We start from the raw sequence: 22,657 nt of genomic DNA, 5'->3' as shown, positions 1-22,657 counted from the left end.
TCGCTGACTGCCGATCATGTCAGAGGGGCGCAAGAACTCGGCCCAGAAGTCACCAGCAACGAAAATCCCAGCTGGGGTCGTGGAGGTTGTCCTGAATCTCAACGATGATCGGCTGACGCTGGTCGAAGGTGAGCGGGAAGGACGGCGTTGTCGACGGTGTCCACCCGATGACCTCGACCCCGCCACCCTCGATGCCGATCTTCGCGGCCCCATAGTGGCGCACGACCTCACTCACCGGGAGTTTGGTCTGCAGATTGAAGCGAAGACGGTAATCGCAGTGGTTGCTGTTGCCCCGTAGCGCCACCGACATCTGCACCTCGTGATCACTGAACTCGGTCCCCGGTGGGAGGGGATAGCTCTGGAAACGGTCGGCAAGGCCGTCCAATTCACGGTTGTGAAGCCACTGCGGCATCGAGATGAGGACGAAGAGCAAAAGGAACGGCATCACGATTGCCGCCAGGCATCCCCAGCGCCGCTTCACTGTCGCCTCCGGCGGCCGTACACCTTGCGCGTTGTCCTGTGGAGCGATCGGCATGGCTTACATACTCGTGCGGTAGGCGTGTGATGTTCAAGAGGAAAAGGACCGTTCAGCCATCCGGCGGATGGATCGGCCAGGAAAGAATGCTCGGATGCCTAATTCAAGCGCAGGCGAGCCCTCCCGTGCGGACTACCGACAGGGCTTCGGCCCGGTCATGAAAACCACCTATGATCCTGACGCCGACGACGGTGGTCCGTACTCAGGAATCACAGTCACACAAACCGGACCTGTCGTTGCGCACGCTGCTCCGAATGCGTGAGGCGTCATTCTCTCCTGGAGCCGTGAGCGTACCTCGTCGGGAAATGCGCTCACGGAGAATCACTCGGTTCCGCGAAGAGCCCGGTCAGCGGATCCGGGGGACGGTGTTCGACGAACAACGGCGTTCGACGAACAACTGACCGTCAGTCCATACGGCCGACGGCTCCGAGGATCCCGGCTCTGGCGAGGTCGACGGGGACGTCTCCGGGAGGCCGCCAGGCCTGCACCTGGACGATGCCGGGATCCAGGAGCGTCAGCCCGGTGAAGTACGACGTGATCTGCGGGAGATCACGACCGGCGATGCCGCCGGAGGTCGTGGTGGAGTAGACCCGCTGCCCGGCACTGACGGCCGTCTGGTCGCCGTCACCTCGGTAGACGTGCGAGAGCACGAGATGGCTGCCGGGAGTCAGGCGGTCACGGACCTGACTGACTATCTGGGCGGCGGCCTCGTCTTCCTGGACGAAGTGCAGCACCGCGAGCAGCAGCACGGCGAACGGCCGGCCGAAGTCGATGTGGGCACGCACCGCCTGGTCATCGAAGATCGCGCTCGGGCTCCGCAGATCTCCGGGCAGCACGATCGTGCCGGGATCGCCGGCCAGGAGCGTTCGGGCGTGGACGAGGACGGTGGGGTCGTTGTCGACATAGACGACGCGGGCGTCGGACGAATGGCGCTGGGCGACCTGATGGACGTTCTCCCGGGTCGGCAGTCCGGCGCCGATGTCGATGAACTGCCTGACGCCGGACTCCGCCAGATGCCGTACGGCCCGGCCGAGGAAGCCACGGTTCTCCCTGGCCATCTCCCTGACATCATTGCCCATTCGCCGGCCGATGACGATCATTTTTTCCGCGGCTTCGCGATCGGAGGCGAAGTTGTCCTTGCCGCCCAGGTAGTAGTCGTACATGCGGGCGACGCTGGGAATGCCGGGGTCAACCCCTGCCGGCACCTGCGGAAAATCGTCCATTCGCCTGCCTTTCGCTGGATGATCTCCCGGGATGAATCGTATGCACAGAATGCGGAACCCGCCGCTCGTTCAGCGGGGACCATTCAGCCTTTGGCTTTCTCGACGGCGTCCATCCAGGCACGCCGCCTGTTTACGACGAAGCGAACACGATCCCCGTCATCCATGACGACCTCGAGACCGTTCGGGACGACCAAAAGCGTGTTGACCGGCCCGATCGACGCGATCTGACGCAAGGGCCATGCCCAAGCGCCTCGTTGAACGTTCACCGCGTGGGAGCGGAACACGAGCCAGTTGCCGGTCAGCCAAAGGCGGCCGCCAACCGCTTCCGGCCCCCGCCACAGATTCGCCGCTCCGCTGTGCACGACCATTTCGCCAGGAGCAGGGACAATTTCCGTATCGCTGAAGATCTTGCTCATTTCGTGGCCATCCACACTAACTCTCTTACGCCGCCCCGATCATGACCTCAATAGTCGGCCGACCTAGATACTGGAAGTTATGGGAAACAACTGGAATTCACTGGTTTCCCGTGGGACAGCTGGTAGGGTGCGTGACCGTGGAGCTCGACGACCTGGAGGAGCGCATCACCGAGCTGCGCGGGGAGATACGCCTCGCGAAGGCCGGTGGTGACGACGCGAAGGTCCGGAGGCTGCGAGCGGAGTTGCGCAAGGCCGAGCGCGCCTGGGACGACGCCCTGGAGCCCGACTTCGAGCCGGACGATGTTCCGCTGCTGCCGATCCGCGAACAGGTCCACCAGGCGCTCACTCTGCTCGGCGTGCCCTCGGCCACGAAGATGATCGTCGCGGTCAACGAGGCGTTCTTCGCCGGACGGGTCACCACCACACAGCTGACCAGCCTGCGCCGGGACGAGGAGAAGTCGTTCCGCTCCTCGCCCTACGCCCGGCCGTACTATCTGTGCCCCGCGCTCACCGCGGAGCTCCTGTCCCCGGCGCGCGGCCTGCTCGCGATCAGCACCTGGCCGATGGACGTACGGATCATCGGCCCGCTCAGCCCGCGCACCGGCTTCCTCACCTCCGCCATCCGCGTCGCCGAGCACATCACCAGGCTCACCGGCGCGGGCGGGGACGCCTCCACCGAGGCGTACCGGCTGTTGACGAGGATGGCGCGGAACATTCCCGGCGCCACCGAGGGCTTCGGGCGGGCCGATCCCGCCCGGGTGATCAGCGCGGCCGACGCCGAGCTGGTCGTCCACCTCGAGAGCGACCGGCGGCACAGACGCGAGGCCGCGGAACGCGCCACCGCACGACTGAACGAGGTCACCCGCCTGTTCGGGGCCGGGCTCAAGACCGCGTCCCGATCCGCTTCCTAGACCGATCCCAACCCCACGAGGACCGAGTGAGCACGCCCAATCACCGGCTGGACGCCCTGCGCGGCGACGCCGCGCCCGTCGACCACAACGCCCGCACCATCGCGGCCCTGGCCGGCAACCCCGGCTGCGACCGGCGGGCCGTACTCGACGCGGCCGGGATCCACAAGCAGAACACCGCCGTCCATCTCGGCCACCCCGCTCCTTTCGGGCAGTCCCCGTTCGCCCTGGCCCGAGCGAGGTCCTTCGAGGAGCTGGTGAAGGCCGACGGCTGCGCCCACCTGCTGCGGCTGCTGCGCGACACGCTCGGCCTGTCGATCCCCGAGGTCGCCTACACCGACATCGCGGACGTCGGCGGCAACGCCGCCCACCAGCTCAGGCACACCCACACCCGGGCCGAGCTGCGCCGGGCCGCCGAGGACGACGAGCGGAGCTGCACGCTCTTCGACCACCCGCTGCTCAAGCTGCCGGTCGCGGGCCACGAGGTCTACCTGGAACCGGCCGTCATCGCCTTCCAGATCGGGGGCCGCTTCCACATCGTGGAGATCAAGTCGTTCGCGATCATCGACGAGACCGCGGACTCGGCACAGGTGGCCGCCGCGTCCCGGCTCTCCGCGCTCTACGTGTACGCGCTGAAGGCGTTGTTCGAGGCCGAGGGCATCGATCCCGACCGGGTGTCCCATGAGGTCGTGCTGGTCTGCCCCAAGGACTTCGCCAACCACCCGACCGCGACCCTGCTCGACGTACGCCAGCAGCTCGCGTCGCTGCGGCGGCAGTTGTCGCGGCTCACCGGGATCGACCGGATCCTCGACCGGCTCCCTCCCGACCTCTCCTTCACCCTGGACCAGTCGCCCGCCGAGCTGGCGCGGGCGATCCGTACGGTCGAGGCCCGGTACGCGCCGGAATGCCTGTCCAGCTGTGAGATGGCGTACTTCTGCCGTGCCGACGCCCGCGCCTGCGGCTCGCTGGACGCCCTCGGCCGCACCACCCGCGACGACCTCGGCGGCCTGGAATCGGTCGACGCCGTACTCGACCTCGTCGGCGGCGACCTCCTCGCGTCACCCGAGCACGCCGAGATCCTCGGCCAGCTCCGCCACGTCGGCGCCATCTACGGCGAGCACACCGAGGCGAAAGCGGTCGCATGGGCATCGTGACCTCCTACGCCCGCGCGCTCGCCGTCCGCGAAGGGCGTGCCCAGCCGATCGCGACCGTACGGCACCTGCACCTGTCGGCCCGGCCCATGGTGTTCATCCCGCTCAAGCTCGCCGGAGAGGCCGCCGCGCCGCTGGGCGCGATGGTCGGCACCGATCCCGCCGATCCCCGCCTGCTGGTCGTCCCGCAGCCGCGCAACCGGGACCTGCGGTTCGCCTTCATGGCCGAGCTCGCCCAGATCATGCTTCCGTACATCGAAGGGTTCGCCACCGCGACCGAAACGGTCACCGGCAGGAACGAACGCGAGCGCTACCTCGACGCCCCGCAGATCCTCGTACCGGGAGGACGGGCGATCGAGTTCGTCAGGCTGCTCGGCCGCTCCACCCGGTTCCGCCGGACCGACGGCCCCTACCCTGTCGATCCCTCCGTGCCCGTCCTCGGCCAGTGGCTGACCTTCCTGTACGAGCGCACCGAGTTCGCCGGATCGTCGGCGTTGGTTCCCGTGACCGAGGCGCTGGCCCTGCACTGGGCGACCGGGCAGAGCCCGCTGGAGGACGCCAACCTCGCCACACTGCTCGCCTGGATCTCCCCGCCGCCCGGTCTCACCGGCCAGGAGGCGGCGGCCGCGGCCGAGAACCCCCTCGACTGGCCGCCGGCGGGCCCCGACACCGACCCCGGCTTCGACGCCCAGGTCCTGCAGCACGCGATCCGCGCGTACGACGCCTCCGGCTCGCCGGCTCTGGTCCGCCAGGCCCTGCGCACCCAGCTGGAGCCGACCTGGCGACTCATGTGGCAGGCCGTCGATCAACTGCGCGGCCTTCCGGAGGCGGCGAGCGTCGCCGAACGGTGGGCCTTCGACAGGGACCAGTACACCCGTGAGGTCGCCCGCCTGGCCGACGGCGGGCCGCCCCGTGGCCGCCGCGACCAGGCCGGACCCGCCGCGATCCGGCTGTGGGACATGGAGGCGGCGCAGCAGACCTACGACGCGCAGCGCGCCTACGACGATCCGCTGGTCATGACCGAGCACCGCGCGACCGGCAAGGCGTTCACCGGCGAGGCGGTCCATGTGGACGCGGATCGCAGGATCCTGCTACCCGGAGGGAAGAAGCCGGTGCCCCGACCGCTGGTCACCGTCCGCACCGGCGATCCGGTACGGCTCACGCCCGGCAAGAAGGTCTTCTCCGTGCACCGCCGCAAGCAGTCCGCGGAGATCGTCGAGATCGACGGCGACATCGTCGTCGTCCAGCTCAACGACCAGCTCGCCAAGGGGGCGGGCGTCCCCACCGCAGGCGACGCGGTCTGCTTCACCGAGCTCGACCTCGGCGGGCGGATCCGGCCCGGTTTCCCGACCGGCGAGGAGACGCCGTGGACGCACGGCGGTCCGCCCGCCGCGTACGTGCCCACTGACGAGGACGCGGTGGAGGCCTGGTCATGACCGTTCCCTTCTCCGCCGAAAGCGCCGCCGAAAGCGCCGCCGCGGCCGCCGACCGTGCCACCGCCGCCATCCTGGCCGACTTCACCGGCGGCGGGCACCGGGGCGTCATCGTGGACTCCCCGCCCGGAGCGGGCAAGTCCACCCTCGTCGTGACCACCACGCTGGAACTGGCCCTGGCCGGGGAACGCCTGATGATCGTCGCCCAGACCAACGAGCAGGTCGACGACCTGGTCGACAAGATCGCCACGAGGGCACCCGCGATCACCGTCGGCCGCCTGCACAAGGACGGCTTCCAGGTCCCCGAGCGGGTACTCCGGCATCCCGGCGTCACGGCGTCCAAGAAGATCGACGACGTCGCGTCCTGCGCGGTCGTCCTCGCCACCGCGGACAAGTGGGCCTACGTGTCCGGCCGCACCTGGAGATGGGCGATCATCGATGAGGCCTACCAGATGCGCTCGGACAAGCTGCTGGCCATCGCCGCGCTGTTCGAGCAGGCGCTGTTCGTCGGCGACCCGGGCCAGCTCGACCCGTTCTCCGTCGTCGACACCGAACGCTGGGCCGGCCTGGCCTGGGACCCGATGCAGAGCGCCGTCGCGGTCACCGCCCGGCTCAACGACCTTCCCGTCCACCGGCTGCCCGTCTCCTGGCGGCTGCCGGCCTCGGCCGCCCCGCTCATCTCCGAGGCGTTCTATCCGTTCACTCCGTTCCGATCCGGCACGACGGGCGCGGACCGCGCGCTGGAGTTCACCGCCGCCGGATTCCCCGTCCCCTGGGACCACACGCTGAACGAGGCCGCCTCCACGGGCTGGGCGCTGCACGAACTGCCCAGCCGCCACACCGTCCGGACCGACGCCGACGCCGTACAGGCGTGCGCCGGGCTCGCCACCCGGTTGCTGCAGCGCGGCCCGATCGCCCACGACGAGCACGGCTCCCACCACGTCGACGCCACCCGGATCGCCATCGGCGCCGCGCACAACGACCAGGTGGCCGCCATCCGCGCCGCGGGCGTCCCCGCGGGGATCACCGTGGACACGGCCAACCGGCTCCAGGGCCGCGAGTACGACGTGACCATCGTCCTCCACCCGCTGTCCGGGCGGCGCGACGCCACCGCGTTCCACCTCGAGTCCGGGCGCCTGTGCGTGCTGGCCTCGCGCCACCGCCACGCCTGCGTCGTCGTCGCCCGCGCCGGGATCCCCGAGCTCCTCGACGCCCATCCCAGCACGGGGAGGGTGCGGCTCAACGTGCCCGTCAAGTTCCCCGACGGCTGGGAGGCCAACCACGCGGTCCTCGCCCACCTCGCCGGCCACCGCGTTCCAACCTGATCGTCGGGCTGCTCAAGCGCAGCCTCCGCGACTCCGGCGCCGATCAGCCGTCGAGGTCCGGCGGGCCGTCTCGCTCAGGTCCGGTAGGCGGCGAGGAACACGCGGACCCCTTCGTCCGCGAAGTGCTGGAGTTCCGCGGGGGTGTACTGCTGTTCGTCCCCGAAGAACATGGCCTTGTCCATCGGCTGGGACAAGATCAGCCAGGCGAAGTGGCTGGCGGCCAGGGGCGGATCGTCGATCCGCAGCAGCCCCCGGTCCGCCAGCTTCTGGAAGCAGTCGGTGAACGCGTCGATCGTGCGTCCCGGCGCCCGCTGGTAATAGTCACGCGCCACCGCCGGGAAGCGGCCCGCCTCGGCGATGAGAAGCCTGCGCAGCTGCAGCGTTCGCGGCTGGATGACCACGGTGATGTATCGGCGGGCGAGCTCACCCAGGTCCTCCTCCAGGTCCTCGGTGCCGGCGAGCTGGGCGACGACCTCGGTGAACTCGCCGACTCGGTCGGTGGCGCCGAGGATGATGTCGCGGAACAACTGTTCCTTGTCGGTGAAGTTCTTGTAGACGGTCTGCTTGGACACCGCGGCAAGGGCGGCGACCTCGTCCATGCTGGTGCCCTGATAGCCGTTACGCAGGAACAGCCCGGTGGCCGCCTCCATGATCGCCCTGCGTTTGCGGGCTGAACGGCCCTCCACCTGCGGCGTCGTCTGTGCCACGTCTGTCATCGTCCGCTCCTCTCCTCATTTTCAGTTTAGTACTAGACGGCTCAGTACTCAAACAAGTACTGTACGGTCCAGTACCGAACGAGCTCGAAAGGAAACGCCATGAACAAGGTCATCTCCACGGACGGGACCCCCATCGCGTACGACCGGATCGGCTCGGGACCGGCAGTCATCCTGATCGGCGGCGGACCCACCGACCGATCAGCGAACGCGCCGGTGGCCGACCTGCTTGCGGGCGACTACACCGTGTACAACTACGACCGGCGCGGCCGGGGCCAGAGCGGCGACGCCGCGCCGTACTCGGTGGACCGCGAGTTCGAGGACATCCAGGCCCTGATCACCGAAGCGGGCGGATCGGCGATGGTGTACGGGACCTCCGGCGGCGGGATCCTCGCCGTCCAGGCCGCGGCTCGCGGTCTGGCCATCACCAGGCTGGCGCTGTGGGAGGTGCCCTACATCCTCCCCGGCACCCGCCCGGCCGTCCCCGCCGACTATCGCGACCAGCAGTTCGCGCTGCGCGAGCAGGGCCGTCACGGCGACATGCTCGAACTGTTCTTCCTGGAGGCGGTGCTCATGCCCGCCGAGTTCGTCGCCGGAATGAAGGCCGGCCCGTTCTGGGAGGCGATGGGCTCCACCGCGCCCGCCCTGGCCTACGACGCCGAGGTCGCCGGTGACTTCTCCCTGCCCGCCGACCAGTTGGCCTCCATCACCGTCCCCACGATCGTGATCGACGGCGGGACGATCCCCTGGGTCAGCACCGCCGCCGAGGCGATCACCGCGGCCCTGCCCACCCCCCAGCGCCGCACCCTGCACGGTCAGCCCCACAACGTCGACCCGGCGGCCATCGCGCCCGTCCTGGCGGAGTTCTTCGCCGCCTGAGACCGCGTCGCCCAGGCATCCCCAGAGGCGCCACCCACCGAGGAGAGGCCATGAGGAAGATCGTCGCGCAGCTGTTCGTGTCCGTGGACGGTGTCATGGAAACACCTGAGGACTGGCACTTCCCCTATTACAACGAGCAGATGGGCGAGGTGGTAGCCGCACAGTTCCACGAGTCCGACATCCTGCTGCTCGGGCGGACGACCTACGAGGTGTTCGCCGCCTCCTGGCCGCAGCGCGGCAGCGAGATGCCGCTGGCAGAGCGGATCAACACGATGCCCAAACTGGTCGCCTCCACGACCTTGGACACGGTGCGGTGGCACAACACCACCTTGCTCGGCGGCGACGTGGCCGCCGAGCTCACCAAACTCAAGGAGGAACCCGGAAACAACATCACCGTCAGCGGCAGTCCCACCCTGGTCCGGTCACTGCTGCGTGAGGGCGTCCTGGACGAACTCCAGCTGCTGGTCCACCCCATCGTCCTGGGCCGCGGCCGGCGCCTTTTCGACGACGACCGGCAGACGCCGTTGCGGCTGATCGACTCCGCGACCTTCAGCACCGGTGTCGTTCATCTGACCTATCAGCCCGCGCTCCACCCGTAGAGAGGCGACAGTGATGAGATTTCGAGTCACACTCGAGCTGTCCGGCAAAACCGCCACGGGGTTCCAGGTGCCCGACGAGGTCGTCGCCGACCTCGGAGCGGGCAAGCGGCCCCCCGTCCGCGTCACCATCAACGGTCACACCTACCGCTCGACCGTGGCGTCCATGGGCGGCAGATACATGGTCGGGATCAGCGCGGAGAACCGCACACACGCGGGGGTCTCCGCTGGCGACGACGTCGTGGTGGACCTCGAACTCGACACCGAACCCCGCGAGGTCACCGTGCCGGCCGATCTCGCCGAGGCCCTCGACCGCGACGCCGAGGCCAAGAGGTTCTTCGACACGCTCTCCTATACCAAGAAGCAGTGGTTCGTTCTCTCCGTCGAGGGAGCCAAGAAGCCCGAGACCAGGCAGCGGCGTCTCACCGAGACGATCGCCCTGCTCCGGGACGGGCGTACCCGCTGACGGAGCAGGGCGCCGCGTCAGGCTCGTAGAGCTCTTCGAGCCCCTCCAGATCGCGGGCGTTGACCCGCTCGACGAAGAACGGCTGGAGATCCTGCGGCCGCAGGGCCTTCCGCCGCACCTGCGAGTTGACCGGGGCCAGGGATTGAGCGTGCTCAGCCATCATCACGCGCTAATTCCTATACCTTTGCCGCGATTCGCCGCCCGAGATTTCGGCACCCGCTCGTGCCTCGAACCCGGCCACATGCCTCACCCGGCGTCCTGGACGGCGGCCAGGTTGAGGATCTCGTTCTTGTCGCCCAGCTCGATCGTCTCGGTCATGCACGTCGTCGCGCCGGGGGACGGGGTCGCCCCCGCCGACGCCATCAGCTTCCGGTCCTCTTCTCTCATCGGGACGCAGGTCCTCTTGGTCTTGGTCTCGCCCGCGTTCCAGTAGAAGACCAGGGTGGGCGACGACGAGACGCCGCTCCCGTATGAGCCACCGGCCCCGTCCTTGGTGATCGCGCTGATCCCGGCGACCTTCCCGGTGTTCAAGTCGTAGAGCGCGGGACGTCCCTCGCTCAGCTGGACGAAGTGGCCGCCGTGGATCTCCAGCATGTGGGCGCGTCCGGGCAGCTGCTTTCCCTCAGTGCCGTCGGGCCGCATGGCGAAGACCTGTCCGTCGGATCCCTCGGATCCGCCGGAGGTGCCGACGCACCACTCGGTGGCGCAGCGCAGGCCCGTCACGCCGGAAGGGGCGGTGATCGATCGTCGGGCGCCGGTCTCCAGGTTGACCAGCAGGCTCTGGTTCCTGTTCCGCTGCTCCTCGTCGGGGCCCGCGTCGCCCGGCACGTCACGTGCCCACGGCCAGGAGTACAGCCACAGCCCGTCCGTTCCCGCGATCCTCTCCGGCGCGCCCCCACTGATCGGCATGCGGTACACCCCGCCGGAACGGGGCGACCAGAGGACGTGGTCCTTCGTTACCCCGATCCTGTCCACCTCGGCCAGGCCCCCGCCCACCTCGCCGACGCGGATCGGATCCCCGCCCTGGCGGGGGGCGGCCCAGAGGACGGCCCACGCGACGCCGTCGTTCGGCTTCGTGCCGTACCAGGCGATGTAGTCCTGGCCCACTTCGGCGTGCTGCTCGAAGTAGCCCTTTCCACCGGGAACTATCGTCGTGAGCACCCGTGCCTGCCCGGTCCTCGTGTCATAGACCTCGAAACGACCCGCCTTCTCGAACGACGCCTCCGCGATGAGCAGGATCTCCGTGGGGCTGAGCGCGGTGACCGGCCGGTACCTGAAGCCGTCCGCGGCCTTCTTGGGGATCGTCGACACCGCCTCCGGCCACACCTCGCGGGCCGGACTCGGCCGCCCCTCGACGGTGGCGGGATCATCGACGATGCCGGGAGCGGCCGAGGCCATCGGCCCGACCTCGTCCGTACGATCTCCACCGCGGACGACGGCCGTCCCTCCCAGGACGACGGCGACGACCCCGGCGACGGCCAGGGCCGACTGGTAGCGCCTGCGCGTCCTGCGCCTGCGACGGGTCACCAGGCCATGGCCGAGATCGACCGGCGGGGGCACGCTGTTCGCTGCCTTCCTCAGCGTGCCGACGAGGTCCTGTTCGGTTCTCACACTTCCTCCATGTGCATCGCGCGGCGCTGGATCCGCAACTTGTCGAGGGCACGCGAGACCTGGCTGCGTACGGTCCCCGGCGAGATGCCGAGGATTCTGGCGATCTCGACGTCCGGGAGGTCCTCGTAGTAACGCAGCACGAGCACCGCCCGCTGTTTCGGCGGCAGCCCGCCGATCTCGGCCCACAGCCCCGCGTCTCCGTCGAGCCGCACGTCGGTGTAGCCGTGTTCGGGTGTGTCGGCCACCAGGCGTTCTCGCCGTCTTCGCCGCCACCAACTGATGTGCTGGCGGGCCATGATCGTCCGCACGTAGCCCTCGGGGTCGTCCTTGCGGACCACGCGCTGCCAGGCGTCGCCGAGCCGCAGCAGCGCCTCCTGCACGAGGTCGGCCGCGTCGTCCGCGTTTCCGGTCAGCACGACGCCGTAGCGGAACAGCGCGTCGCCTCGTGCCCGGACGAATTCGTCGAAGGTGTGGTCCACGATCCCAGGGACGTCCGGTCACCGCGTTTCGTTGCACCGTAATCAGATCGCCACGATCCACCTAAGCCGGTCGTCGCCGTCCGTTTTGCCGGGTATCGCTCGCTAACGAGGTGATCTCATGGCGGAACCGTTGGCCCCGCTGCTGCCCGGCGGCGAGCCGGTCGAGTCGCTGCTGCGCGCCGCGCAGTTCTTCACGGTGGGCACGCCGTCGACGGACTACCGCGAGGTGCACCGCGAGGACGGCCGTGAGGCCGAGGAGTTCTACCGCGAGCGGTGGCGCCACGACAAGGTGGTGCGGTCGACGCACGGGGTGAACTGCACCGGCTCGTGCTCGTGGAAGGTCTACGTCAAGGACGGGATCATCACCTGGGAGACGCAGCAGGTCGACTATCCCTCGATCGGGGCGGACTCACCCGAGTATGAGCCGCGCGGTTGCCCGCGAGGGGCGGCGTTCTCCTGGTACACCTACTCGCCGTCCCGGGTGCGCTACCCGTACGTGCGCGGCCCCCTGCTCGAACTGTGGCGGGAGGCGCGGGAGCGGCTCGGCGACCCCGTCGAAGCGTGGGCGGAGATCACGGGCGACCCCGAACGCGCGGCCCGTTACAAGAACGCGCGGGGGAAGGGAGGGTTCGTCCGCTCGTCCTGGTCCGAGGTGAGCGAGTTGATCGCCGCCGCCCACGTGCACACGATCAAGACGTACGGCCCCGACCGGGTGGCGGGGTTCTCCCCCATCCCGGGGATGTCGCTGGTCTCCTACGCGGTGGGGACACGGTTCCTCTCGTTGATCGGCGGCACGATCCTGTCGTTCTACGACTGGTACGCCGACCTTCCGCTCGCCTCGCCGCAGGTCTACGGCGACCAGACGGACGTGCCGGAGTCTGGGGACTGGTGGAACGCCTCCTACCTGATGATCTGGGGGACCAACCTGCCGATCACCCGTACCCCGGACGCGCATTTCATGACCGAGGCGCGCTACCGGGGCCAGAAGGTCGTGGTGGTCTCCCCGGACTACTCCGACCACACCAAGTTCGCCGACGACTGGCTGGCCGCCCGTCCGGGCACCGACGGCGCGCTGGCCATGGCGATGGGGCACGTCGTCCTGTCCGAGTTCTTCCGCGACCGCCAGGTGCCCTACTTCACCGACTACGTCAAGACGTACACCGACCTGCCGCTCCTGGTGACGCTGGCCGAGCGCGGCGACGCGTACGTGCCGGACCGGTTCCTGACCGCGGCCGACCTCGGCGACGCGAGTGAGGGCGCGGCGCACAAGATGGTGCTGCTCGACGCGGCGGACGGCACGCCGAAGGTGCCGGGCGGCTCGCTCGGCTTCCGCTTCGGCGAGGAGGGGAAGGGCCGCTGGAACCTCGACCTGGGCGGGATCGATCCGGTGCTCACGCTGTACGGCGGGCACACGGAGGCGGTTCCCGTCGATCTGCCCCGCTTCGACGTCGGCCCGACCGAGGGCGGCTCGGCCGTACGCCGCGGAGTGCCGGTGACGCGGGTCGCGGGTCGCCTGGTGACGACGGTCTTCGACCTCGTGATGGCGCACTACGCCGTGCGGCGCGACGGGCTTCCCGGGGAGTGGCCGGCGGGATACGACGATCCCGAGCCGTACACCCCGGCCTGGCAGGAGAAGATCACGTCGGTGCCGGCCGCGGCGGCGGCCCGGGTGGCCAGGGAGTTCGCCCGCAACGCCGAGACCTCCGAAGGCCGGTCGATGATCTGCATGGGAGGCGGCACCAACCAGTGGTGCCACTCCGACCAGACCTATCGGGCGTTCCTCACCCTGATCATGCTGTGCGGCTGCCAGGGCGTGAACGGCGGCGGCTGGGCGCACTACGTCGGGCAGGAGAAGATCCGCCCGCTCACCGGCTGGGCCCACCTCGCGTTCGCGCTCGACTGGCAGCGCCCGGCCAGGCAGATGGCCGCCACGCCGTACTGGTACATGCACACCGACCAGTGGCGGTACGAGACGTTCGGCGCGGGAGAGCTCGCCAGCCCGCTCGGGCGCGGACTGTTCGCGGGGCGGTCCTTCGCCGACTGCGTCGCCCTGGCCCAGCGGCTGGGCTGGACGTCCGCGCAGCCGGCGTTCGACCGCAACCCGCTCGATCTCGCGGACGAGGCCGCGCGCGCCGGCCGCCCGGTCGGCGACCACATCGTGGACGAACTGCGATCGGGGCGGCTGCGCTTCGCCGCCGAGGACCCCGACGACCCGCGCAACTTCCCGCGTGTGCTCACCCTGTGGCGGGCCAACCTGTTCGGCTCGTCCGGCAAGGGCATGGAGTACTTCATGCGGCACCTGCTCGGCGCCGACGACGCCGTCCGGGCCGCGGAGTCGCCGCCGAGCGTGCGCCCGGCCGAGGTGACCTGGCGCGACGAGGCACCTCGCGCCAAGCTCGACCTGCTCGTCACGCTCGACTTCCGGATGACCGGCACCTGCACCTACTCGGACGTGGTGCTGCCCGCCGCGACCTGGTACGAGAAGTACGACCTGTCGACCACGGACATGCATCCGTTCATCCACTCCTTCAATCCGGCCATCGCCCCTCCATGGGAGGCGCGGTCGGACTTCGAGACGTTCGCGACGATCGCGCGGGAGGTGTCGCGGCTCGGCGCCGTCCACCTGGGCACCCGTACGGACGTGGTCGCCGCGCCGCTCATGCACGACACCCCGGACGAGCTGGCCCAGCCGGGCGGCCGGGTGCTCGACTGGAAGGCCGGGGAGTGCGAGCCGGTTCCCGGCGTGACGATGCCCAAACTGATCACGGTCGAGCGGGACTACGGCGCCATCGCGGACAAGCTCGCGGCGCTCGGCCCGCTCGTCGACACCCTCGGCACCGCGACGAAGGGGATCTCCTGGGTGCCCGCCGCCGCCGTCGAGCAGCTCGGGCAGGACAACGGCCGGGTGCGAGCCGGAGCGGGCGACGGGCGCCCCTCGCTGGCCCGCGACGTGCACATGGCCGAGGCGATCATGACGCTCTCCTGCAGCACCAACGGGCAGGTGGCCGCCCAGGCGTGGGAGGCGCTGCGGGAGCGCACCGGGGTGAGCTTCGCCGACCTGGCGCGGGAGAGCGCGGGCCGCCGGATCACGTTCGCCGACACCCAGGTACAACCCAGAACCGTGTTCGCCTCCCCAGAGTGGTCGGGCATCGAGACGGGCGGACGCCGCTACTCGCCGTTCGTGCTGAACGTCGAGCGCAAGAAGCCGTGGCACACGCTGAGCGGGCGCATGCACTTCTTTCTCGATCACGACTGGCTCGTCGAGTACGGCGAGATGCTGCCGAACTACCGGCCGCCGCTCAACTACGCCCGGTTGTTCGGGCCGCAGGGGATCGAGGAGGAGAACCGCCCCGAGGTGACGGTGCGCTACCTCACCCCGCACTCCAAGTGGTCGATCCACTCCGAGTACCAGGACAACCTGCACATGTTGCGGTTGTTCCGCGGCGGCCCGGTCATCTGGATGAGCGATCGGGACGCCGCCAAGATCGACGTGGCCGACAACGACTGGATCGAGGCGTACAACCGCAACGGCGTGGTCGTCTGCCGGGCCGTGGTGACCCACCGGATGCCCGAGGGCACGGCGTTCATGTACCACGCCAAGGACCGGAACCTGATGACCCCCCAGTCGGAGATCTCCGGGTGGCCCGGCGGGGCAGACAACTCGCTGACCCGGGTGCTCGTCAAGCCCACCCACATGATCGGCGGGTACGGCCAGCTGTCGTTCGCGTTCAACTACTACGGCCCGGCGGGGTTCCAGCGCGACGAGCTCGCGGTCATCCGCAGGCGGTCGCAGGAAGTGCGGTTCTGATGCGCATAATGGCGCAGGTCGCGATGGTGATGAACCTCGACAAGTGCATCGGCTGTCACACCTGCTCGGTGACCTGCAAGCAGGTCTGGACCAACCGGCCCGGCCTCGAATACGTCTACTTCAACAACGTCGAGACCAAGCCGGGCGTGGGCTACCCCAGGGGGTACGAGGACCAGGACCGGTGGCGGGGCGGCTGGACCCTGGACACGAAGGGACGGCTCCAGCTCAAGGCGGGCGGCCGGGTGCGCCGCCTGCTGCAGATGTACTACAACCCCGACCTGCCGTCGATCGACGACTACGGCGAGCCGTGGACGTACGACTACGGCACCGTCATCGACGCGCCGCTCGGCACGCCCAACCCCAGCGCGCACTCGATCTCCACGCTCACCGGGCGGGGCATGCGCATCCGGTGGGGCAGCAACTTCGACGACGACCTCGCGGGCGCGCCCGAGCACGCGCCGAGCGACCCGAACCTCGCCGGGATCGAGGAACGGGTGCGGATGGAGTTCGAGCAGGTCTTCATGTTCTACCTGCCGCGCATCTGCGAGCACTGCCTGAACCCGTCGTGCGTGGCCTCGTGCCCCTCGGGGGCGATGTACAAGCGGGCCGAGGACGGCATCGTCCTCGTCGACCAGAACCGGTGCCGGGGCTGGCGGTTCTGCGTGTCGGGCTGCCCGTACAAGAAGGTGTACTTCAACTACAAGACCGGCAAGGCCGAGAAGTGCACGTTCTGCTTCCCCCGGATCGAGGCCGGCCAGCCGACGATCTGCTCGGAGACCTGCGTCGGCCGGCTCCGCTATCTCGGGCTGCTCCTCTACGACGCGGACGCGGTGCTCGGCGCGGCGACCACCCCCGACCCGCAGGACCTCTACGAGGCGCAGCTCTCGGTGTTCCTCGACCCCGAGGACCCCGCGATCCGGGCGGAGGCGGCACGCCAGGGCATCCCGGACGACTGGATCGAGGCGGCCCGCCGCTCCCCCGTCCACGCGCTGGCCGTACGCCACCGGGTGGCGCTGCCGTTGCATCCGGAGTTCCGTACGCTGCCCATGGTCTGGTACATCCCGCCGCTCTCGCCGGTCGCCGACGTCGTGCACGCAGAGGGATACGACCACGCCGACCCCGACCGGGTCTTCGCCACCATCGACTCGCTGCGCGTACCCGTCGAGTATCTGGCCAACCTCTTCACCGCGGGCAGGGCGGAGACCGTACGCCTGGTGCTGCGCAGGCTCGCCACGGTGCGTGCGGTCATGCGGGCCGTACAGCTCGGCCGGGACCCTGGCGAGGATCTGCCGCGCTCGGTCGGCATGACCGCGGAGGACGTCGACGACCTGTACCGCCTGCTGGCGATCGCCAAGTACGAGGAGCGCTACGTCATCCCGCAGGTCCACGCCGAGGACGCCGGCGCGCTGACCGCCCAGCACCAGCAGCTCTTCTGCAGCCTCGACGGGGAGGGCGGCCCCGGCATGGGCGGTCAGGGGTACCCGCCTCCGGCGGGGAGTCCGGCCGGGGGACCGCCCATGTTCCGTGGGGACGACGGGCGGCCGCGCGCCAACCTGCTCGGCTGGGACGGCACCGGCGACCCGTCGCGCCTGTTCCCCAGGAAGGACCCGTTTCCCGGGAAGGACCCGATCCCCGGGGAGGAGGCGCCATGACCGGCGCGGAGCACGCGTTCAAGCTCGCGTCGGTGCTGCTGCAGTACCCGACCATGGCGCTGTTCACGGGCATCGACCGGCTCGACGAGGCCGGCCGCGCCGCGCCCAGGGCGGCGCGCGAGGAGTTCGCCGCCTTCCTCGCCTGGCTGCGGGCGACCCCTCCGGGCGAGGTGGCCGGGCACTACGTCGACACCTTCGATCTGCGCCGCCACTCCGCGCTCTACCTGACCTACTACCGGTACGGCGACACGCGCAGGCGCGGTACGGCGATGCTCGCGTACAAGGCCGCCTACCGCCGCGCGGGGTTCCACCCGCCGGACGCCGAGCTGCCCGACTTCGTTCCGCTCGTGCTCGAATTCGCCGCGCTCAGCCGGGAGGGCGTCGCGCTGCTGCGCCGCCGCCGCGCCGACCTCGACCTGCTCCGCCGGGCGCTCGGCTCGGTGGACACGCCGTACGCGCACGTCGTGGAGGCGGTCTGCGCGCTGCTGCCGAAGCTGCGGCGCGGGGAGCTCGAAGCGGTGCGCGCGCTGTGGGAGAGCGGCCCGCCCACCGAGGAGGTCGGCCTGGAGCCGTTCGCGCCGCCGGAGTATCTCTCGGGACAGGAGCGACGACCATGACCGACGCGAGCACCCTGGACGTGTTCTGGTGGGTCGTCCTGCCGTACGTCGCGATGACCGTCTTCGTCGTCGGCCACGTCTGGCGGTGGCGGTACGACAGGTTCGGCTGGGACTGCTACTCGACCGAACTCCTGGAGCGTCGGCTGCTCAAGTGGGGCGCGCCGCTCTTCCACTACGGGGCGTTCGCCGCGATCCTCGGCCACGTCATGGGGATCCTCGTGCCCGCGTCGGTCACCCACGCCATCGGCATACCGGAGGTCGTCTACCGGTGGTTCTCGGCCGTGGGCGGCGCGCTGGCCGCGCTCGTCGTCATCGTGGGCATCGCGATCCTCGCGAGCCGCCGGATGCTGGTCCCGCGCGTCAAGGCCACCACCGCGACGATCGACTACGTGGCGCTCGTCATGCTGCTGATCATCGTGCTCACCGGGGTCGCCCCCACCATCGGGTGGAACCTCTTCGGTCCCGGATACAACTACCGGCTCACCGTCGGCCCCTGGTTCCGCGGCCTGTTCACCGGATCGCCCGACATCGGGGCCATGACGACCGCTCCGGTGATCTACCAGCTCCACGCGACGGCCGCGTGGGCACTCTGGGCGGTCTGGCCGTTCAGCCGCCTGGTCCACGCCTGGAGCTTCCCGCTGTGGTACCTGTGGCGGCCGTTCGTCGTCTACCGCAGCCGGGGCGCCATCGTGCCTCCCGAGCCCGGCACCACGGGCCGCAGATGGCGCAAGATCGGCGGGCCGGCCTGAGGTGCGCCGCCCGAGCCTGAGCGACGTGCGGGCGGCGGCGGTCCGCGACCTGTCCCCGGCCTACTTCGCCATGGTGATGGCGACGGGGATCGTGTCGATCGACATGCGCGCGATGCGCCTGCCCGCGCTGTCCGCCGCGTTGCTCTGGGTCGGAGCGGCGGGCTACGCCGTCCTGCTCGTGCTGTACGCGTGGCGGCTGCTGGCCTGCCGGGCGGAGATGGTCCGCGACCTGCGGGACCCCGGGCGGGCGTTCGGGTTCTTCACCTTCACCGCCGGCACGAACGTGCTCGGCACCCGGCTGGCCATGGAGGGTCGCACCGGCACCGCCGCCGTGCTGCTCGCCGTCGGCGCGGCGAGCTGGGTCCTCTTCAGCTATCTCGTGCCGTGGGCCGCCCTGCTGAGCCGGGACGGGACGAAGGCCATCGCGGGGGCCAACGGAACCTGGTTCGTCTGGGTGGTCGGCGGGCAGTCCGTCGCGGTGCTCGCCGCGACGCTGGAGCCCGCAGCGAGCGGGTGGCGGAACGAGCTGGCGCTGCTCGCCGTCATGACCTGGTCGATCTCCATCTGGCTCTATCTGGCGATCGCGATCGTCGTGGCGTTCCGGTTGATGCTCTTCGAGATGGGGCCCCGCGATCTCACGCCGCCCTACTGGGTCGCGATGGGCGCCACCGCGATCAGCGTCGTCGCCGGAACTCAGATCTCGAACATGAGAGGGGCGTCCGCTGCCGCGGTGGCGCACGACCTCTCCGTGCATGTGAGCCTGCTCTTCTGGTCGTTCGGAAGCTGGATCTTCGTCGCCCTGATCATCGCGGGCTGGTGGCGGCACATCTGGTCCGGCGTCCCGCTCAGGTACGGGCCGGGACTGTGGAGCATGGTCTTCCCTCTCGGCATGTACGGGGCCGCGTCGCACAACCTCGGGACCGTCGCCGGTCTGCCCATCGTGGTGGCCATCGGTGACGTCGAGGTGTGGTTCGGGCTCCTGGCCTGGCTGCTCACCTTCGGCGCGATGGCGGTCCACCTCGCCGGCGGGTTCCGCGCCCTCGGGCGGCCACCCGATCAGGACGGCCGAACGACCGGCTGACGCCGACCGATGTGTACAGGTATGAGGTGATGGATATCCGGGTCAGCGGACTCGGCCTGGTTTAGTCTCACGGTCGTGACGATCAGGAACTCGCATTGCTCCTTCTGCGGCGCGGCCTTCGCACCCGACCAGGCGTGGCCGCGCTCATGCTCGGGCTGCGCGAACACCAGCTACCTCAACCCGCTGCCGGTCGCGGTGATGGTGCTGCCGGTGGACGACGGCCTGCTGGTGGTGCGCCGTGACGTCGAGCCGCACCGTGGCGGTCTCGCCCTGCCCGGCGGCTTCATCGACATGGGCGAGTCCTGGCAGCAGGCGGCCGTCCGGGAGCTCCGCGAGGAGACGGGCGTCGTCGTCGAGGCCGACGACGTGCGGCTCTTCGACGTGCTCAGCGCTCCCGACGGCACGGTGCTGGTCTTCGCCCTCGGTCCGCGTACCGGCTCGGCCGGCCTCCCGCCGGTCGTCGCCACGGCCGAGACGTCGGAGTGGCTGCTGATCGACGGACCGCGGGAGCTGGCGTTCCCGCTGCACACCCGGATCGTCTCGGAGTTCTTCCGGTCGCGCCGCGAAGCGTGACCGCGAGCGGTCAGGACGGGGTCCAGTACTTCTGGAGGATCCGCTCCAGCCGCCGAACCACCGGAGTCCACGTGCCGGGCAGCGTGTAGCGGCCGGCGCGGTGGCCTCGGTACGCGAGCGTGTACTTGATGAAGTCGGCTCCCGGCGGCCGCGCCTCGGAGCGGCCGACGCGCAGATGCCTCAGGTCCGCGCGCAACCCGCGCATCTCACCGCCGGTGAGGCATCGGGCCGCGGCCGGTCCCGTACGGCGGCTGAGCCGGACGCATCCGTCGGTGTACACGGTCACGCGGTCGTCGAGGCCCGCGAAGCCGCCCTGCTCGCGGAGCTGCACCAGGACCTTCTTCTGCGCGGTCACCGCCTGCGCCGACGACGTCATGGACGCCCCAAAAACCAGGACGAGTGCCGCCAGAAGCGCGATTCGCCACATCCTCATACTTCTATGACGTACCGGATCGGCGATCGGCTCACGCCCGCGTGTCGCGGAACGCGAAGGGGCCCCGAGTCAAAGGGTGGGGCTTGCCTCACCTTTTTCTGGGATGTCCTGGTCATGTCGTCGAGCGATACCGATCTCTACGGTTGACGTATGACCACTCCCTGGGACCGAATCCGCGGCCACTGGTCGACGCGGACCTGGCTCCGCACCATCCACGTGACAGCGGGCGTACCGATCGCGCTCCTCGCGGCGGAGACGATCGTCGGGCTGGCCGCGCTGTCGATAGTGCTGATCTGGACCGTCATCGTCCCCCTGATCGCGCTGCTGGTCCTCACCCGGATCGTCCCGCTGCTCACCTGGCTGCAACGCGCCCGGTTCGCCGCCTTCCTCGACCAGGACATCCCCCCGGTGCCGCGTCTCCCCTGGGTCGGGAACCCGCTCAGGCAACTGCTCCTGGAGGCGCGGTCGAGAAGCATGTGGCGGCAGATCGCCTATCACCTGGTGGTCGCACCGCTGGTCGGCGGAGTGGGGTTCGTCGGCGGTGTCGTCTCGTGGTCGGCGTGCCTCGTCGCGGCCGTCGTCGCCGTCCAGCTTCAGATGGCGGGCGGAGGATGGATCGCCGCGCTGCCCGCGGCGGGCGCGCTGCTGCTGTTCGTGGCGGTGCCGTGGCTGCTCCGGGGCATCACCGCGCTCGACGCGGTCGCGGCCAGGTCGCTGCTCGGCCCCAGCCGGAACGACGAGTTGGCCCGGCGGGTGGAGACGCTGCGGGAGAGCCGGGCGGAGGTGGTCGAGGCCGCCGACGCGGAACGCCGCCGGATCGAACGCGACCTGCACGACGGCACACAGCAGCGGCTCGTGTCGCTCGCGCTGAACCTCGGCATGGCGCGTGCCACTCTCACCGACCTGCCCGAGCCCGCCCGCCAGGTGATCGTGCGGTCGCACGACGACGCCAAGCAGGCGTTGAAGGAGCTGCGCGACGTCGTCCAGGGACTGCACCCGGCCGTACTGAACGACCAGGGTCTGGACGCGGCGCTGTCCGGTCTCGCGGCGCGGGCCCCCTTCCCCGTACGGCTCAGCGTCGACGTGTCCGAACGCGCCTCTCCCGTGGTCGAGGCGGTGGCGTTCTTCGTCGTCTCCGAAGCGCTGACCAACATCGCCAAGCACGCGCGGGCCTCCGGCGCCGACGTCACGGTACGGCGCGACGGCGACGTGCTCCGCCTCGTCGTACGCGACGACGGCCGCGGGGGTGCCGAGCCGTCCAAGGGGTCGGGCCTGCGCGGCCTCGCGCAGCGGACAGGATCTGTGGACGGGACCCTGCGCATCGAGAGCCCGAGCGGTGGTCCGACGACGATAGAGGTGGAGCTGCCGTGCGTGTAGTGCTCGCCGAGGACTCGGTCCTCCTCAGGGAAGGGCTCGTCTGGGTCCTCGGGTCGGCCGACATCGAGGTCGTGGCGGCGGTGGCCGACGCCGAGGGGCTGCTGCGTGCGGTGGACGACCACGAACCCGATCTCGTCGTCACCGACGTGCGGATGCCGCCGTCGCACACCGACGAGGGCCTGCGCGCGGCGCTGCTGCTGCGGCACCGGCGGCCCGAGTTGCCGATCCTCGTGCTCTCGCAGTATGTCGAGGAGCGCTACGCGACCCGGTTGTTGTCCATGGCGACGACCGGCATCGGCTATCTGCTCAAGGACCGGGTGGCCGACGTCGCCGAGTTCCTGGACTCGCTCCGGCGGGTCGCCGCCGGCGGCACGGCCCTGGACCCCGAGGTGGTCGCCCAGCTGTTGCTGCGCCGGCACAGCGATCCGCTGGACCTGCTGACCCGCAGGGAGTACGAGGTGCTCGCGCTGATCGCGGAGGGACGGTCCAACGCCGGCATCGCCGAAGCCCTCGTCGTCTCCGAGAGCGCGGTCGGCAAGCACATCAACAACATCTTCGCCAAGCTCGGCCTCTCCGGCGTCGAGAAGGACCACCGGCGGGTGCTGGCCGTACTGCGATTCCTGAAGGTTTGA

At 69.9% G+C, this 22,657-nt stretch carries 22 protein-coding genes; 15 read left to right on the top strand and 7 right to left on the bottom strand.

The genetic code is table 11. The annotated features are described in order from the left end of the window. Positions 1-49: 49 nt before the first annotated feature. The 3 genes from AB0I59_RS35340 to AB0I59_RS35330 form a co-directional block, all read right to left on the bottom strand. Positions 50-535 (bottom strand): hypothetical protein, encoded by a 486-nt coding sequence (locus AB0I59_RS35340; protein WP_358139950.1) that lies wholly within the window; start codon positions 533-535, stop codon positions 50-52. Between the two features lie 404 nt (positions 536-939). Then, a complete protein-coding gene (locus AB0I59_RS35335) occupies positions 940-1,740 on the bottom strand; it encodes an SAM-dependent methyltransferase (RefSeq protein WP_358139947.1) in 801 nt (266 codons plus the stop codon). Positions 1,741-1,841: 101 nt separating this feature from the next. Beyond that, the gene (locus AB0I59_RS35330; protein ID WP_082777453.1) at positions 1,842-2,174 is read right to left on the bottom strand and encodes a GRAM domain-containing protein; all 333 of its coding nucleotides are present in this window, start codon (positions 2,172-2,174) and stop codon (positions 1,842-1,844) included. Between the two features lie 110 nt (positions 2,175-2,284). On the opposite strand from AB0I59_RS35330, the gene AB0I59_RS35325 reads away from it, so the two are divergent. The 4 genes from AB0I59_RS35325 to AB0I59_RS35310 are packed head-to-tail and all read left to right on the top strand — an operon-like array spanning position 2,285 to position 6,991. After that, positions 2,285-3,085: a hypothetical protein gene (locus tag AB0I59_RS35325; RefSeq protein ID WP_358139943.1), complete on the top strand. Its 801-nt coding sequence runs from the start codon at positions 2,285-2,287 to the stop codon at positions 3,083-3,085. A gap of 26 nt (positions 3,086-3,111) precedes the next feature. Then, positions 3,112-4,236 carry a hypothetical protein gene (locus AB0I59_RS35320; RefSeq protein ID WP_061259865.1) on the top strand — a complete coding sequence of 375 codons (1,125 nt, stop codon included), beginning with the start codon at positions 3,112-3,114 and terminating at the stop codon, positions 4,234-4,236. After that, positions 4,224-5,669, top strand: coding sequence for a hypothetical protein (locus AB0I59_RS35315; RefSeq protein ID WP_061259864.1), 1,446 nt, complete (start codon positions 4,224-4,226; stop codon positions 5,667-5,669). Before AB0I59_RS35320 ends, AB0I59_RS35315 begins: the two co-directional genes overlap by 13 nt. Next, the gene (locus tag AB0I59_RS35310; protein ID WP_358139939.1) at positions 5,666-6,991 is read left to right on the top strand and encodes an AAA family ATPase; all 1,326 of its coding nucleotides are present in this window, start codon (positions 5,666-5,668) and stop codon (positions 6,989-6,991) included. Before AB0I59_RS35315 ends, AB0I59_RS35310 begins: the two co-directional genes overlap by 4 nt. A 74-nt stretch (positions 6,992-7,065) precedes the next feature. On the opposite strand, the gene AB0I59_RS35305 is transcribed toward AB0I59_RS35310, so the two are convergent. Next, entirely contained in the window at positions 7,066-7,707 is a 642-nt protein-coding gene (locus tag AB0I59_RS35305) for a TetR/AcrR family transcriptional regulator (protein ID WP_061259862.1), read from the bottom strand. A gap of 99 nt (positions 7,708-7,806) precedes the next feature. Between AB0I59_RS35305 and AB0I59_RS35300 the strand changes: the two genes are divergently transcribed. Genes AB0I59_RS35300 through AB0I59_RS35290 form a run of 3 tightly spaced genes read left to right on the top strand, consistent with a single transcriptional unit; the run spans position 7,807 to position 9,645 of the window. Continuing rightward, a complete protein-coding gene (locus AB0I59_RS35300) occupies positions 7,807-8,583 on the top strand; it encodes an alpha/beta fold hydrolase (RefSeq protein WP_061259861.1) in 777 nt (258 codons plus the stop codon). 50 nt (positions 8,584-8,633) lie between these two features. Further along, on the top strand, positions 8,634-9,182 hold the full coding sequence (locus AB0I59_RS35295; RefSeq protein WP_358139936.1) for a dihydrofolate reductase family protein: 549 nt from the start codon (positions 8,634-8,636) through the stop codon (positions 9,180-9,182). Between the two features lie 13 nt (positions 9,183-9,195). Continuing rightward, on the top strand, positions 9,196-9,645 hold the full coding sequence (locus AB0I59_RS35290; protein ID WP_061259859.1) for a YdeI/OmpD-associated family protein: 450 nt from the start codon (positions 9,196-9,198) through the stop codon (positions 9,643-9,645). A gap of 246 nt (positions 9,646-9,891) precedes the next feature. On the opposite strand, the gene AB0I59_RS35285 is transcribed toward AB0I59_RS35290, so the two are convergent. Together AB0I59_RS35285 and AB0I59_RS35280 are read right to left on the bottom strand one after the other, a co-directional pair. Beyond that, positions 9,892-11,256, bottom strand: a complete 1,365-nt coding sequence (locus AB0I59_RS35285) for a hypothetical protein (protein WP_358139932.1) — start codon at positions 11,254-11,256, stop codon at positions 9,892-9,894. Further along, the gene (locus AB0I59_RS35280; protein ID WP_358139929.1) at positions 11,253-11,735 is read right to left on the bottom strand and encodes a SigE family RNA polymerase sigma factor; all 483 of its coding nucleotides are present in this window, start codon (positions 11,733-11,735) and stop codon (positions 11,253-11,255) included. Before AB0I59_RS35280 ends, AB0I59_RS35285 begins: the two co-directional genes overlap by 4 nt. A gap of 118 nt (positions 11,736-11,853) precedes the next feature. Here AB0I59_RS35280 and AB0I59_RS35275 point away from each other — a divergent pair, with 118 nt between their 5' ends. The 6 genes from AB0I59_RS35275 to AB0I59_RS35250 all read left to right on the top strand — a co-directional run bounded on the left by AB0I59_RS35275 (position 11,854) and on the right by AB0I59_RS35250 (position 20,215). Then, positions 11,854-15,543: a nitrate reductase subunit alpha gene (locus AB0I59_RS35275; protein ID WP_358139926.1), complete on the top strand. Its 3,690-nt coding sequence runs from the start codon at positions 11,854-11,856 to the stop codon at positions 15,541-15,543. After that, positions 15,543-17,195: a nitrate reductase subunit beta gene (narH, locus tag AB0I59_RS35270; RefSeq protein WP_358139923.1), complete on the top strand. Its 1,653-nt coding sequence runs from the start codon at positions 15,543-15,545 to the stop codon at positions 17,193-17,195. Before AB0I59_RS35275 ends, narH begins: the two co-directional genes overlap by 1 nt. Then, positions 17,192-17,812, top strand: coding sequence for a nitrate reductase molybdenum cofactor assembly chaperone (gene narJ / locus AB0I59_RS35265; protein ID WP_061259853.1), 621 nt, complete (start codon positions 17,192-17,194; stop codon positions 17,810-17,812). Before narH ends, narJ begins: the two co-directional genes overlap by 4 nt. Then, positions 17,809-18,561 (top strand): respiratory nitrate reductase subunit gamma, encoded by a 753-nt coding sequence (narI, locus tag AB0I59_RS35260; RefSeq protein ID WP_061259852.1) that lies wholly within the window; start codon positions 17,809-17,811, stop codon positions 18,559-18,561. The genes narJ and narI overlap by 4 nt, the downstream gene beginning before the upstream one ends. A gap of 25 nt (positions 18,562-18,586) precedes the next feature. After that, complete coding sequence (locus AB0I59_RS35255) at positions 18,587-19,642, top strand: tellurite resistance/C4-dicarboxylate transporter family protein (protein WP_358139918.1); 1,056 nt, start codon at positions 18,587-18,589, stop codon at positions 19,640-19,642. A gap of 75 nt (positions 19,643-19,717) precedes the next feature. Continuing rightward, positions 19,718-20,215 carry an NUDIX domain-containing protein gene (locus AB0I59_RS35250; RefSeq protein WP_082777452.1) on the top strand — a complete coding sequence of 166 codons (498 nt, stop codon included), beginning with the start codon at positions 19,718-19,720 and terminating at the stop codon, positions 20,213-20,215. 10 nt (positions 20,216-20,225) lie between these two features. Here the strand turns inward: AB0I59_RS35250 and AB0I59_RS35245 are convergent, their stop codons facing one another. Beyond that, positions 20,226-20,642 carry a hypothetical protein gene (locus AB0I59_RS35245; protein ID WP_358139915.1) on the bottom strand — a complete coding sequence of 139 codons (417 nt, stop codon included), beginning with the start codon at positions 20,640-20,642 and terminating at the stop codon, positions 20,226-20,228. Positions 20,643-20,798: 156 nt separating this feature from the next. Between AB0I59_RS35245 and AB0I59_RS35240 the strand changes: the two genes are divergently transcribed. Both AB0I59_RS35240 and AB0I59_RS35235 read left to right on the top strand, forming a co-directional pair. Further along, positions 20,799-22,025, top strand: coding sequence for a sensor histidine kinase (locus tag AB0I59_RS35240; RefSeq protein ID WP_358139912.1), 1,227 nt, complete (start codon positions 20,799-20,801; stop codon positions 22,023-22,025). Beyond that, entirely contained in the window at positions 22,016-22,657 is a 642-nt protein-coding gene (locus tag AB0I59_RS35235; protein WP_358139909.1) for a response regulator, read from the top strand. The genes AB0I59_RS35240 and AB0I59_RS35235 overlap by 10 nt, the downstream gene beginning before the upstream one ends.

Source organism: Microtetraspora glauca (genome assembly GCF_040656155.1).
Classification (GTDB): domain Bacteria; phylum Actinomycetota; class Actinomycetes; order Streptosporangiales; family Streptosporangiaceae; genus Microtetraspora; species Microtetraspora glauca.
This window is presented reverse-complemented; position numbering and strand designations above follow the sequence as displayed.